At 45.8% G+C, this 13,763-nt stretch carries 14 protein-coding genes and 1 tRNA gene; 3 read left to right on the top strand and 12 right to left on the bottom strand.

The features are described from left to right. Positions 1-137: 137 nt before the first annotated feature. The 4 genes from BN1234_RS02405 to BN1234_RS02390 form a co-directional block, all read right to left on the bottom strand. Positions 138-1,649, bottom strand: coding sequence for a response regulator transcription factor (locus tag BN1234_RS02405; protein WP_054955072.1), 1,512 nt, complete (start codon positions 1,647-1,649; stop codon positions 138-140). 6 nt (positions 1,650-1,655) lie between these two features. Next, positions 1,656-3,467, bottom strand: a complete 1,812-nt coding sequence (locus BN1234_RS02400; protein ID WP_054955071.1) for a sensor histidine kinase — start codon at positions 3,465-3,467, stop codon at positions 1,656-1,658. Between the two features lie 164 nt (positions 3,468-3,631). Beyond that, on the bottom strand, positions 3,632-4,102 hold the full coding sequence (locus tag BN1234_RS02395) for a general stress protein (RefSeq protein WP_054955070.1): 471 nt from the start codon (positions 4,100-4,102) through the stop codon (positions 3,632-3,634). A 299-nt stretch (positions 4,103-4,401) separates the two neighbouring features. Beyond that, positions 4,402-6,432, bottom strand: coding sequence for an outer membrane protein assembly factor BamB family protein (locus BN1234_RS02390; protein WP_054955069.1), 2,031 nt, complete (start codon positions 6,430-6,432; stop codon positions 4,402-4,404). Between the two features lie 427 nt (positions 6,433-6,859). On the opposite strand from BN1234_RS02390, the gene BN1234_RS02385 reads away from it, so the two are divergent. Further along, positions 6,860-7,195 (top strand): L,D-transpeptidase, encoded by a 336-nt coding sequence (locus BN1234_RS02385; RefSeq protein ID WP_054955068.1) that lies wholly within the window; start codon positions 6,860-6,862, stop codon positions 7,193-7,195. A gap of 150 nt (positions 7,196-7,345) precedes the next feature. After that, positions 7,346-8,422 carry an AI-2E family transporter gene (locus tag BN1234_RS02380; protein ID WP_054955067.1) on the top strand — a complete coding sequence of 359 codons (1,077 nt, stop codon included), beginning with the start codon at positions 7,346-7,348 and terminating at the stop codon, positions 8,420-8,422. Positions 8,423-8,517: 95 nt separating this feature from the next. Here BN1234_RS02380 and BN1234_RS02375 read toward each other — a convergent pair whose 3' ends face one another. From BN1234_RS02375 to BN1234_RS02350, 6 genes are all read right to left on the bottom strand, one after another. Further along, positions 8,518-8,916, bottom strand: a complete 399-nt coding sequence (locus BN1234_RS02375; RefSeq protein ID WP_054955066.1) for a hypothetical protein — start codon at positions 8,914-8,916, stop codon at positions 8,518-8,520. A 16-nt stretch (positions 8,917-8,932) separates the two neighbouring features. Beyond that, positions 8,933-9,619, bottom strand: coding sequence for a uracil-DNA glycosylase (locus BN1234_RS02370; protein ID WP_054955065.1), 687 nt, complete (start codon positions 9,617-9,619; stop codon positions 8,933-8,935). A gap of 372 nt (positions 9,620-9,991) precedes the next feature. Beyond that, positions 9,992-10,077 (bottom strand) — tRNA-Leu (locus tag BN1234_RS02365). Between the two features lie 159 nt (positions 10,078-10,236). Then, positions 10,237-10,839 carry a replication-relaxation family protein gene (locus tag BN1234_RS02360; RefSeq protein WP_054955064.1) on the bottom strand — a complete coding sequence of 201 codons (603 nt, stop codon included), beginning with the start codon at positions 10,837-10,839 and terminating at the stop codon, positions 10,237-10,239. Beyond that, positions 10,839-11,627 (bottom strand): FtsK/SpoIIIE domain-containing protein, encoded by a 789-nt coding sequence (locus BN1234_RS02355; protein ID WP_245640065.1) that lies wholly within the window; start codon positions 11,625-11,627, stop codon positions 10,839-10,841. Before BN1234_RS02355 ends, BN1234_RS02360 begins: the two co-directional genes overlap by 1 nt. A 652-nt stretch (positions 11,628-12,279) precedes the next feature. Then, a complete protein-coding gene (locus BN1234_RS02350) occupies positions 12,280-12,489 on the bottom strand; it encodes a hypothetical protein (RefSeq protein ID WP_156337118.1) in 210 nt (69 codons plus the stop codon). A 129-nt stretch (positions 12,490-12,618) separates the two neighbouring features. Between BN1234_RS02350 and BN1234_RS02345 the strand changes: the two genes are divergently transcribed. Next, on the top strand, positions 12,619-12,843 hold the full coding sequence (locus tag BN1234_RS02345) for a hypothetical protein (protein ID WP_054955061.1): 225 nt from the start codon (positions 12,619-12,621) through the stop codon (positions 12,841-12,843). Positions 12,844-12,889: 46 nt separating this feature from the next. On the opposite strand, the gene BN1234_RS02340 is transcribed toward BN1234_RS02345, so the two are convergent. Both BN1234_RS02340 and BN1234_RS02335 read right to left on the bottom strand, forming a co-directional pair. Further along, positions 12,890-13,399 carry a DUF4352 domain-containing protein gene (locus BN1234_RS02340; protein ID WP_054955060.1) on the bottom strand — a complete coding sequence of 170 codons (510 nt, stop codon included), beginning with the start codon at positions 13,397-13,399 and terminating at the stop codon, positions 12,890-12,892. 127 nt (positions 13,400-13,526) lie between these two features. Beyond that, on the bottom strand, positions 13,527-13,763 hold the full coding sequence (locus BN1234_RS02335) for a phage holin (RefSeq protein WP_054955059.1): 237 nt from the start codon (positions 13,761-13,763) through the stop codon (positions 13,527-13,529).

Here is a 13,763-nt window from a genome sequence, read left to right as displayed (position 1 = left end):
TTTCCTCCCTTTTTTGTCCCTCTTGTTTGTTTGTCTGTTCTACAAATTAAGATTAACGGATGAAAGCATTTTCACATAGGCGAAAAATTAAAGTTATTATGGTAGAAACTAAAGAAAGAACTGCTCTGATTGATTCATCAGAGCAGTCCTTTAAAGTCTCTTGGGGAAAGGCCTACATACTTCTTGAATTGCTTGTAAAAATATCCAGTTTCCCAATATCCCACTTCTCTTGCGATTTCCTGAACTTTAAGCGGTGTTGTACGCAGGAGCTCCTTCGCCTTCTCAATCCTGTACCGGTTAATATATTCCGTAAAGCTCTCTCCTGTTTCCTTATGAAAGAGATGTCCCAGGTATACAGGGTGAATATGATAATGTGCGGCAAGCACTTTTAGTGATAGATCCTCATCATACGATTCATGAATATGATTAAGCGTCTGCTGAATGACCGGGCTTTTAATGTCACTATTCAAGGAGTCGACAAGGTTGCCGATCCCCTCTTTAACCGCTTGGATCAAGTCATCAATGGAGACGGAATCCACTATGCGTCTCAGTGTATTTTTGACAAAATCCGGAGCTGCACCATAGTGGATGTCACTGAGTTCAATTTTAAAGCGGATAATAAGTTCTACCGCTATGCTCTGCAAGACACTCGGCACAATCCCAGGAGTCATGCGAAGCCGTTCAAAGTCGCGGTCAATGATATTAAACAACTCCTGCTTGTCCCGCGCTGCAATCCCTTTGGCATAATCCGGCCAGTGCAGTGAAAAAGATCGTGAAGCCTCATCCTTGCGTTCCTGAATATCGACATAATCTATATAAGAAGGCTGTTCTAGAACAAGGAAATATTCCTGCGCTTCTTTCGCATGTCTGTAGCTTTCGGTATTATGCTCATGAAGTGCCTCCACACTGCCAAGCGAAATACTGATTTCTTCTCCGTAACATTGTTCCCGAACCTGCTGCAGCAGACGGATGGCTCTTGGTTTCTCTACGATCGGATCATCCATCGTAAAAATAGCAACCAGATCCCCGTCATAATCGACTAAATACATCACGTTGTCTTCTTGCTCCACCAAGCGCATAAGGACCTCTTCCAGCTTAATCGACTGGGACCTAAGCACGGCCACGAGAATATAAGGCTTATCCAGACGCAGGTCAAGAAGCGCAGCGCGCTCTGACAACTCTTCCATTTCGATTTTTCCGGTAAGCCACCGATATAAAATATTACTTTTCAGAATAGAAATATCATACTCATCAAGTGAATATTGCACTCTTGAAGCATTAATTTTATTCGTGGTTACAGAAAGGGTCTCTTCCAGCTCTTTAAAATTAATAGGTTTGAGCAAATAGTTCTCGATTCCAAGCTGCATAGCCTGTTTCAAATAACTGAAATCGTCAAAGCCGCTCAGAACGATAACTCTTAGCGCAGGATTGGTTTTTCTGGCCTCAGCGATAAGAGTAAGCCCTGTCATCTTAGGCATGGAAATGTCCGTTATTAGAATATCCACCGGAATACTCTCCATTTTTTCGAGCGCCTGCTGTCCGTTTTCCGCACTTCCGACAATCTCAATATCAAATCGCGGCCAATCAACCGCATCATACAATCCTTCTATGATAAAAGGTTCGTCATCCACTAAAAATACCTTGTACATTGTTCGTCACTCCTCTTGTGCCACCGGAAACTCGATAGATACCGTTGTACCAAGATCCGGATTGCTCTGGATGTTCATACCAAACTCATTACCATACGTTAGTTTCAGACGCTCATTAACACTTCTCAGGCCGAATGATTCTTCGCTGGACTCGGGAAGCCGAAGCCGATGAAGAATGCTGTCCAATTTCTCAGCTGAAATCCCCTTTCCGTTATCACGAATTTCTATATGAACCCGGTCCCCATCATGGATCCGAACCACTTTAATGCATACGTGATTATCATTGGATTCCTTCCTCAGCCCATGAACAATATAATTCTCGATAAGCGGCTGCAGTGACATCTTGATCATTGGAATGTGCCCAATTTCTTCATCACAATCTATTTCATAACTGAATTTGTCTTTATAACGAATGCGAAATAACTCAAGATATAACCGGCATGCTTCAAGTTCATCCTTAAGCCTGTAGTTATGCTTGGTCTGCACCATGTTCTTGAAAAGAACGGATAAGCTGTATATCATCTCTGCAACATCATGCGCGCCATGTGACAGCGCCCTCATCCGGATCACTTCCAGCGTATTGTATAAAAAATGAGGGTTAATTCTGGCCTGAAGTGCAGATAGCTCCGCATTTTTCTGATTAATTTCTGCTTTATATACAATTTCAATATGCCTTGTCAGTTCATCCAGCATCTCGTTAAAGCTCTGCGAAATTTGTCCCAGCTGATCCTCTTTCGGATCCTGGATTCTGGCTACCAGATCGCCGGTCTCCACTTTACGCATAAACCGGATAATGTTGTTGGTCCTCTTCGAATAATTCACAATCAGTATGGCTGGAATAAAGATGGCAATCAAAATACATAACAAGGCAATCAGGATGATCGTATTCTGAATTTTCTTATACGATGCTGCAACTTCCGATTTGGGAGCGATTCCCACAACGGTGTATCCTGCTTGATTAGGCAAGGAAGTTATATAAGATTCTTCGTCAAGTACAGCGACACCTTTCGGGTTAATAAGTTCATCTGCGTAAGGATAGCGCTTTCCGTAATATTGACGTGAAGAATCAAATAGCACTTGTCCATCTGCCGCCAGAACCAGAATATAGCCTTTCATTTCAGGATTAGAATTCTTCAGGATCTGATACATTCCCTCTGAACGAAAATAGACGAGCAGTTGGCCCAGATTTTTATATGTTCTCATATCATTAATGGGACTTCTTATGGAATACAGCAGTGCATCCTTATTTCCGGTAAGCTTATGAACCCATTGGTTAGGCAGTGTCACACTCTGGGTGTCCAGAGCCATCACATCCGGGATATAAGAATATGTAGAATTCGCCTGATAGAGCTTATTCATGCTTCCTTGTTTATAAACATACACATACTGCTTCTCGGCACTATAAAGAATGATATTCTCAATGTCAGCATCATCTTCTAGACGCTGCTTGAAATAGGCAAGGACACTTTCCGACCGGGAGCTGGCTGCTCCCGAAAACCGATCAATTCTTTTACCCATATATTCATTAAATGTATTTTGAAGAAAAAAGGAGACGTCGTCACTTAAAGCGTTATTTCGGTACAAATCATTTACATAAGACTGCACTGCCTCATACTTCTGATTCATGTACCTCTCGATCCGCTCCACTGCTTCACGCTGGTTCTGAATTTCACTGCGAATCGCCGATTGGGACATGAAATAATACATTAGATATGATAAAGAAAGTATAGTTATAATGGCAATTCCTGAGAACGACAACAGCATTTTAGTGAACATATTATTCTTTATATAATTGTTATAGAAACGAATTGGAGACATCTTTTTCTGACTCCCCCCTGCTGCAATAAAAATCTTTAATGCCGTCCATTTTCTAATATAGCATGTTTTGCCACTTTAAAGATGATGTAATAATATGGATGTACTCGGGAACAAAAAAAAGCCAAGGGTTATTATAACACCTCGACTCTTCCTGTAACAGGAAATTAGATATAAAGAGCACCTGTCTCCTTAAATAAAGCCTCCACTTCCTGCTGCTGCTCCTCATCACATTCCAGCATGACCAAGAAGCGATCTGCCTCCACTTGGCTTTCATACGCTCTCGCATCCTCTTGCGGAATGCCTAGTCCGCTTAATGCAACTGCCAGACTATTCTCTTCACCATTGCCGATCCCCGCTCCGGCTGCTCTTTGAGCAACGGGCCCAACTGCAGCAACCGGTTCAGTTAACACATCTAACCCGGATACAACGGTCCGAAGCGTACCAAGCAAACCCGTGGATGCTGGCCCTGTCTCCGGATTTTTCGTCCCTGCTATGTCACTCAAATCCTTAAGCACATCCACGTTTCTACTGATCATGGAAATGTCCTTCTTCTTGAATCCGAGCTCTTCTAATCCCTTAATGGAACGATACAGATCCGCCTCTGCTTCAAAGACACCTACCATTAGAATTGCCATCTTTATTTTCCTCCGATGCAAGGGAATTCCCTTCGATTCATATTTAATACGTACCTATTAACCATTCAATAGAAGAATTAAACGATCAGAGGGTAAGGGCTATTTTAGCTGTTCAATGCGCGTATATCTATCCTTGACATTCCTTTCCGGTCGCTTTAGGTAAACTGGCTACCCAAACGCCAGCAGGCAACAAAAAAAGCCAAGGGTTCATGTAACACCTTGACTCTTCCTGTATTAGAACATTAGATATTAAGAGTGCCTGTCTCCTTGAATAAGGATATCACTTTCGATAACTATTGTCAGTCTGCATCCTGCACGGTTATACGATCCAGCTGTGTCTTCTGATTGAAGTTGGAATAATAAAGATGACCATCATTACCCATTTCAAACTGATGTGCTTTTACAATATCTTTGTGCTCCATCGTCTTTGGATCCACGGCAATGAGCTGAGTGCCGAATAAGGCATACAGCAGACCGTCTTTGGAAAATTCCATAGGAACCGACGACCATGCCCCGAAATTGTAGTCTCCTGTAAACACTTCCTTGCTCTTGACCACCTTGAGGTTTGCCGGATGGAGAGCAAAAATATGACCATTTGCAGCCCCCCAGATCAGCTTATCAGGACCCGCAGTCAATCTTCCGATAAATTCCGGTTTATCTACGCCTTTAATTTTCGGTGAAAATTCAGTTATCTTTACACCCTTCTTAACATCGTATACAAACATTTTAGCTTCTTCGGCTGTCGAAACACTGCCGAGTCCATTATTAATATTGGTCGAACCAAAGATTTTACCGTTAAGGTATGCTAATCCCACAACGCTTTGATTTTCGACAATATTGCGGTATACCTGGATTCCTTCGGAACCTGATGCGGGATTATAAACCGTTAAGGCGCCGCCTAATTTACCATATGTGGACACACTGCCCATAAATATCTTTCCTTCGCCGGAAGTCATGACCACCACTCGATCCTGCTCATCACCGATCTGAAAGGAAAGCTTCGGATTCTGATCGCTGGGAGCTGCTTCGGTATCATACTGATATACATTTGCCCCCGGATAAGTACCCATATACATTTGAGTTCCAGACGTGACCATGCTGTCCGCCTGACCGATTTTTATTGCCTGATTAAGTCCGGAAGCTGGATCATAAACGGCTCCCGCTCCCCCGCCTAGTGAACTCATGTAAATCTTGCCGTTATGATCTTTTTCGATGGTATGGATCACCGACGCCGGCGTTTTAAGTACCGAATCCAGCACCTTCACCGTGCCGTTCTGGATATTGAAAATCGAAATAGCACCACCAAACTGCATGGTGACCAGATTCTTGCCCGGCAGCTCCGGATTGTTCGGGAATTCTGCCCAATCCGCTCCCCTCAGCCCGCTGCCATAGGTAATAGAGGTTTCTTCCAATACTTCGTTATACGGGTCGAATGATTTTAATTTCCGATCAGCTATAAAATACACCTTACCGTCCAGGGAGTCGGCTACATGCAGGCCGTTTACATTATTTATGGACTGATTCAGCCACGTCCCGCTCTCCAGATTGTACACATACATTTTCTGGGACACCGAGTACCGGGCAAACAGGAACTTGTCATCCACCACATTCAAATCGTATACAAAACCTGTATCACCAAGTGTAGAGGCAATATCCTGCTTCTCTCCAGTTACAACATCCACCTTCATAATTTTGTCATGAGCTGTCCCCGCATAGATATACCCGTTATGATAAGCAATCGATCGAACATACTCCTGTGGAGCTGCATCGATCATTCTTCCGTAATCGCGGGTCTCTCCTGTACTTGGATCATATTTAAAAACATTACCGCCTGGGTACGTCCCGACGTATGCATTTCCTTCAGGGTCTGTAACCAGAGCCCATAAACCTTGGGAACCGAACTCCGCCGCAATCGTGAGTTCTTTGCTCACCGGTGAGTAAGCCCACAGCTTATTGCTTCCTGTGATGTAAACGGTTCCGTCCACGGCCACTTCATGGTGCCATGATTCTCCTACCCCTGTCAGAGGGAAACTTCTTAGCAGCTTGTTGTTATCTATATCAACGACCTGGAATATAGCAGGTTGTCCCTTTGCCGTTGTATACATAACATTCACACCATCTTCCTTGCCTGCTGCTCCATCATAAACGCTTGGTGAAGAAGCAATAGGCTCGAGCAGCGGTTCGGGTGTTCCATACACTTTTCTGTCCAATTTTGATTTTCCCTTTGCATAAGTGGATTCTGCCGGCAGCATACTGAGCACCAGCATAAGCGCCATGGTGATCATCATCCATTTTTTAACCTGGACCAGTCTGTGTGGGCCTCTTTTCATCAATCATCTCACCTTCCATAGTCTTTTTATTTTTTAAACACCCGATTGGTCAACCAATCGAATAAATCGTTGTATGTATGCCTCCCCCCTTCCCTTTCGATCCTATCAACGAGAAACTGGAGTTCTACGTTCAGGGCAAATCGTACATGACTACCTCTAAAATGTAAAGTAACCGTTTTCACCAAGTAAGCATTTTTCTGCTTCGCGTTGTGCACGATGCATTCTCAACCGCTTCTGATCAGTCTTCAGCAAACGTGGAAAATAGGCCGGAGAAGGAAAATGATAATATCAGCGTCATGCCAGCAACGTACCTATTAAACATTCATCAGAAGAAATAAACAATTAGAAGGCAAGAGCCCATTTTAGCTGCTCTAATGCGCGTGTATATATCCTTGCACATAAAATAAGTGAAAAGGAGTGATGAAATATGCCTAAGTACCGGATTATTGTCGATCGGTCGAAATTTCAGCTTCATCTGCTTGACGGCAACCGTGTGGTGAGGACCTTTCCGGTCGCTTTAGGTAAACTGGCTACCCAAACGCCGGCAGGCAGCTTTACTATTATCAGCAAAGCCCCCAATCCAGGCGGCCCTTTCGGGACTTACTGGCTCGGGTTATCCAAGCCTCATTACGGTATACATGGCACGAATGACCCTTCCTCTATTGGCAGAGCCGTTTCACATGGTTGTATTCGGATGTACAACGAAGATGTGAATGAGCTCGCCTCTCTCGTACCTATCCATACTCAAGTCACAATACGATAGACTATATTACGATAGACTATATTCGAAATTCCCCCTGGCTAATATGCCCTCATTCAAATTTAACAATATTGGTTAATGAGAATTGTTAAGAGTAGAAAAATGCGAAGCAGTACTCATTGCGATACTATACATAGCCTGGAGGGAACGCTTATGATGCAGAGCAAATATTTTCGAACCTGCCTCGGTATTATTGCACTGCTGTTAATTATCTACCTTGGTACAAAAATCAGCTTCTTGTTTAATCCCATCGTCTCCATATTCAAAATACTGCTTGTACCGATAGCTGCGGCGGGGTTTTTCTATTATCTGCTTCGCCCCATCGTAGACTATCTGGAACGGCGTAAGATCAAGCGTCCGCTTGGAGTGCTTATGATCTATTTTGTATTCATCGGCTTATTTGCCATTTTTTTCCTTTTGGTATGGCCGACACTGAGAGAGCAGATTGAAAATTTCATAAAAAATGCTCCCAATTTGGTAGATGATCTTCAAAGTCAGGTCAATCTGCTGAGTGAAAATCCATTCTGGGGAAGATTCATGCCATCTGAGTCCGAGCTTTACAACGGCTTTATGGAATATGTTAATAATGCAATGACGTGGATCAGCAACTCCATCAGCAATCTGATTACGGTTGTATCCAGCGTTGTCGTCGTTATCGCAACAGTTCCTATCATTCTGTACTACATGCTGAAAGAGAGCGGCAAGCTCCCTTCCAGACTTCTCAGTATTATCCCAAGAAAATATCGCAAAGATGGACAAGATGTAATTAGTGATATCGATAATGCACTGAGTAATTTCATCATTGGAAAGGTTGTTCTCAATCTCATCCTTAGCGCTCTTATGTATATCGGCTTTCTTATTATTGGCCTGCCTTATTCACTGCTGCTCACACTCATTTCTTTTGTTTTAAACTTCATCCCTTATGTCGGTGCTCTTCTCGCAGCAATACCAGTCGTCATCGTCGGATTCATCGAATCCCCCAGCATTGCCATCTGGTCTGTTGTCGTCATCGTCATCGCGCAACAAATTCAGGACAATATATTAACACCTGTGATATACGGTAAACAGCTAGATATTCACCCGCTTACCACGATTATTCTTCTCCTTGTCGGCGGCGATTTCTACGGTATCCTTGGAGTTCTTCTTGCCATCCCAGCCTATATGGTTATCAAAATCGTTGTCACCCGGGTCTATGAGCTCTTTCTTGCAGAAAAGGTTGAGGATGCTTGATACAAGTAGGGGGTTATGGACCAAAAGCCAGAAATGGCGGTGCCAAGATGAGCTTGATACGCTCCCTGGCACCGCCATTTTTCATTTCTATACCTTCACCAAACCTTGCCTCTCAAAGAACGTACCACGAAGTTGTGCTCTGCTTTACGCAATCGCACTCCGTTCGACAATGTGACCGTTTCCGCATCATGTGCTGTCAAAATCGATTGGGCTGAGAGTAAGGAATTCTCTTTCCATATCATCACACGGGAACGAAAATAGACCGCATTATCAAATTGAATGGAGTGCTTCATCTTATATCCGATACTATTTAACGAAGGTGACATATCAGCCCGCTCAATCTTTACAATCGCGTGAAAAGGTACCACAATATCTCCCGGTACCATTACAATTTTTTCATGGATGTTGTCCCATATCTTTAATACCCCTTCAACCGCGACCCTTGCACCATCACGACGGTGGACAACAACTCGTCTTCCAACCCAATGCTTCAACACGGTCACCCCCGGACTATTTACCCACCGTCACCGGTATATCAGGAATTTCCCAGCTTATCGGTTCAATCCCCTTCTCTTCCAAAAAAGCGTTCGCTGCCGAGAAAGGCCGGCTCCCCAAAAAGCCTCTTCGTGCCGAGAGAGGACTCGGATGACTGGATTCAAGCACCATATGCCTGCCCCGGTTAATAAAAGAACCTTTTTTTTGCGCGTAACTGCCCCATAAAATAAATACCATCGGCGTTGTCCGCTCATTCAATTTCGCAATGACCGCATCGGTAAATCTTTCCCACCCTATCCCTTTGTGAGAATTAGGCTTTCCGTCCCGAACAGTAAGAACCGCATTTAACAACAGAACTCCTTGATTAGCCCAATGCATTAGCGAACCATGCCGCGGTGCTGAAACGCCCAGATCTGATGCCATTTCTTTATAAATATTATGTAATGATGGAGGTATCCTTACCCCTGGCTTCACAGAGAAGCTTAATCCCTCGGCCTGCCCTGGCCCATGATACGGATCCTGACCGAGAATAACAACCTTTGTTTCTTTAAATGGCGTTTGTTTCAATGCACGAAAAATATCCTCTTGCGGCGGATAAACCGTATAATTAGTATACTCTTCAGCGACCTTTAATCGCAGCTGTTCAAAATAAGGCTTCTCGATCTCTTCTTTCAGAAGCATATCCCAATCATTGTTAAACACCGATGTTCCCCCTTGCAGATATTCTTCGTATCTTCATATATATAGTATTGCAAATATTGCACCCATTCTAGTGAAAAATGAACCAAAGTCACTCGGGATATCCAAAAATAATATGTAAGCCCTTACAATTGTTATAACATAAAAACATCTTGCTTGCAGGATCTGCGGCAGATCTTGCAAATAAGATGTGATATTTAGCATTATCTGGGTACTGCGAGGCGCTAAAGATACGAATCATTCCTACCATTGCTGGATCGCTCATGATAAGTCCTGTGTGACTAGTTATACATAGTATAAGCGCACAGGATTCTTCACTTTTAAGATACGCTCTAAATAAAAAGAAACCTTGATTTCTCAAGGTTTCTTTCCGTATGCCGAGGACGGGGGTCGAACCCGTACGGTAGTCACCTACCGCAGGATTTTAAGTCCTGTGCGTCTGCCAATTCCGCCACCCCGGCATGTTTGACGCGGGTTTGCCGCGTTTTTAACTTCGCTTTATTCGAACCTCCGCATGGGATTCGGACCGACTAGCGGAATGTTCCTGCGCGCCGACCTACGCAATATTTGTGTCAGCGGCGACAAGAATGATACTACCACGAATCGACGAACCTTGTCAACTACCTTTTTATTTTCGCCAGCATCTCGTCAACGCTCGCCTGATAAACGCGGTAAGGCCGCTTACCCACGTCATAGCGCCCCGCACCGATAATCCACACGTATGGAAATATCCGCTTATTTGCCGGCTGCCACGGCGCCTGCTCCCATTCTCCGCTATTGTAATACGCCTCATAACGGTTTAGTTTCTCCGCCATCTGGCGCTCGGTATATGTCGACCGCTGTATCTCCGCAAACCACGGCGCGCCTTTCCAAATCGCAAACGCATCCGGTTCCGGACGCCCCTTACCGCCGAGCTTCGGCTCGACTTCGAACACTCGCGGCTCCTCATCCGCACGTATCCGCTTGTAGAACTCCGCGATCGCCAGGAAATGCGCTACCTTCTGCGACTCCGCTTTTAACTTGCGGTCGGCCGCGTAGTATACGTATTTGCGCCGCTCAGTCGAACACTTTACGTAGCCATCGCGTCTCAGCCGCTTGAGTACGAGGTTAGTTTGCGTTATTGGATGGCGCGTGTGGCCGAAGTATAAATCCGCAATATCATCGCGTGTGAGATAGCGGAACCGCTCGATATCCGCGATTATCGCCTTGTCTCGCGCATTCATTACAGCACCTCCAACTCGATAATATCGTTATCACTAACGCTAGTATTAACGTTAGGCTTCGCGATAGCATTTGCGTTTTTATATGGATTAAGCAAAGTACGCGCCGCTGCCAGCGTTAAATGCGGACCTTGTACGTATTCGCATCCGTTAAGTTTAAAGACCATGCGCCCCTTATCGCGGTCGAGTATACGCGCAGCTTCGTCTGATCCGATCGTTATACGGCTGTTAATCGCGTCAGAGTGGCGGAAGGCCATACGCACGGTTAAGTTATTTTTCAACCGTCCGTCTAATACGCCGGCATCCGGTCGCTGCATCGCGAGTACAAGGAATACGCCGAGCGCGCGCCCTATCGTACTTATCTCCTCTACGCCGTCCATAACGTCTTTCTCGCGCTTGAGTAGCGCCACCTCATCGATTGCCAGCACGATATAAGGCGGCCGCTTATCCGCAGGCAAGTCGTCAATATGCGCAACTTCCTCCGCATCCATTAAGTCGCCACGATGCCGCATTTCGCGCTGCAGACGGAGGACTATGCGCTCCAATCCGCTGACATCCGTTACGACTTCGCGAGCAACTCCGCGAAATACGTGAAACTCTGACCGCTTGAGATCCGCGCAATATAATTCGAGTTTAGCGCCGACCTGCCGTATAAGCGACGTTAATATCGAGCGGAGGGCGACGGATTTTCCGCTGCCGGTTTCGCCCGCGATAAGTAGATGCGGGTGGTCAACCATATCGTACGCGACGTCGCCCGTGCGCGATTTGCCGACGTAAACAGGCAGGCGCATATTACGGAGGGCCGCCGCTACTGATTCCGCGTCATATTCGAACGCGCCTATAACGCCGCTGTACTTCCGCATACTAAACGTGCGCCCATCGTCGGCAAGCGCTAACTCTACGCCGCTACCGAGTACCTGGCGGAACAGCCACGCCGATTCCGTTATGCGCGACGGGTCCATGCCGACCGGCAATTTAAACGCGGCTTCTGTGCGGTCGATATACGTTTTGACTCCGATTACTCGCGGGTAACTTCGCAACTCACGTCCGCGATAACCGCGCATCTTATAGTACAAGTCGCCGCGTATAAATACGTCGTTCAGTGACCGCCGCATAACTTGATCCGGTTGATTACGCCATAAAGCCCACGCCGCCACTCCGCAACCTCCTGCGCTCACAAGTTTAAATAACTCCAGGCTGCCGATAATCATTCCGTTCGCCTCCCGTTAGCACTTCGCACATTTATCGCAATAGCCCATCGAACTAAGTGTTACGCCGCACTTAACGCAATGCGGTCTTGGCTTCACTTCTTCTCTCATTTCCGCCGCCTCCTTCCGCTATTTTGCCGTTGTAAACAATTTCGAAAATCTGCGCCGCTATGCGGTTTTTGCGCTAATTACATAAGCAGCGATACATACGTTGATACATGCGCAAATACATACGTTATAACGATACGTGGACGCCCAGTAATCGGCCCGCATAACGGAAGAGATCGCGCCATTGATACATAGTTATTCCGGCGTAAATTACATACGTAATTATGCGGATATATAGGACGCGCCCACCGTGTCCAGCCCGTTCGACTTTGCGCTCGATTATATGCGCTGTCAGGCCTACCGCCGCCATCTGCGCAAATGGTACGTAATTTATCATCGCAAACACCGCCTTTTTCGTCTTTGCTAAATACATATGTAGCACCGCCCGTACAACTTTCCGCATTTTTGCGGATAGAGACGTATAAATTTCGCTAGACTCGTCCAAACTGCGGATGAGGTGAGCGTTATGGGACTTGGTAAGCAGCGCAGTAAATTCGGCGCTTACATTGACCGGAAGAGGATTCCGCAGGAAAGAATACGCGAGGAAACGAAGCTCGGACGCGATACATTAACGCGAGTCTGCAGTAACTCCGCGTACTACCCGAACGGTACGACTATGCGCAAATTAGTCGCCGCCGTCCGTAAGTTAACGGGCGAGAACGTATCGGTCGACGATTTCTGGCCTATGTAACGCAAAAAAGGCGCCCGATCCGAAGACCGAGCGCATTGTAATCCGTTTATAATCCGATATCTACAATCGTATACTTTACGTCATTGCCGAGTTTATTTCCGACGGCTGATTCGATTGAGTTCGTGTTGACCGCGGCTTTAAGTCCGCGAGCATCCTCCGGCACCTCAAACGTAATTACTCCGTCAATTTCGATTCCGGGATTAAGCGTGCCGTTTAAACTATCGCGATCCTTATCGTAAAGGTTGCCGCTGGCATCGCGCAATCTCATCGTGCCGCCGTAAAGTGTTTCCGCCTTACTAGCGATATTCTTAGCGCGTGCCTTAACGGTAACGGTATTGCCTTCGCGTGATGCCTCCGTTATTGTGTACGCGAATTTACCGTCCGTAAACGTATCGTTAAGGCCGGGCGACTTTGGCGCTTCGATAGGCGGACCTGACGTGCGTATAGATGGCGATTTATTGTTATCGATGATTAATCCGATTATTGACGCGATAAGTATAAAGGCGATGATGCCGCCGTATATTACGTAATCTTTTTTCGTTAGTTTGATATTCAACGCAACCACTCCTCGTCTACCTAAATATACCATAGTATCGCCAACTCCGCCATATACGAAGAAAAGCGCCCACCAACGAATCCCTCACGTTTATATACGCAGGAATCCGCCGGTGGGCGCAATTATTTTAGATGTCTTCGTCAGTGTCCGTATATCCTTTTCCGGCTTGCGGATTGCTTACGATGCCGAGTACGACCAGCACACCAAGCACCGCGTTAACAGCGCCGACCACACCGTCGTATTGTTCCGGCGTAATCGTAAAGCCGAAGATACCGCCGACCGCTTGTACCGCGAGCAGGACCGCCGCAGTTAGCGATACCCACATTCCGTAGTTTTTCCATTTAGATTCGCGTGAGTTACGCAT

It is taken from the genome of Paenibacillus dakarensis, from assembly GCF_001373415.1.
Taxonomy (GTDB): Bacteria; Bacillota; Bacilli; order Paenibacillales; family Paenibacillaceae; genus Paenibacillus_AQ; species Paenibacillus_AQ dakarensis.
This window is presented reverse-complemented; position numbering and strand designations above follow the sequence as displayed.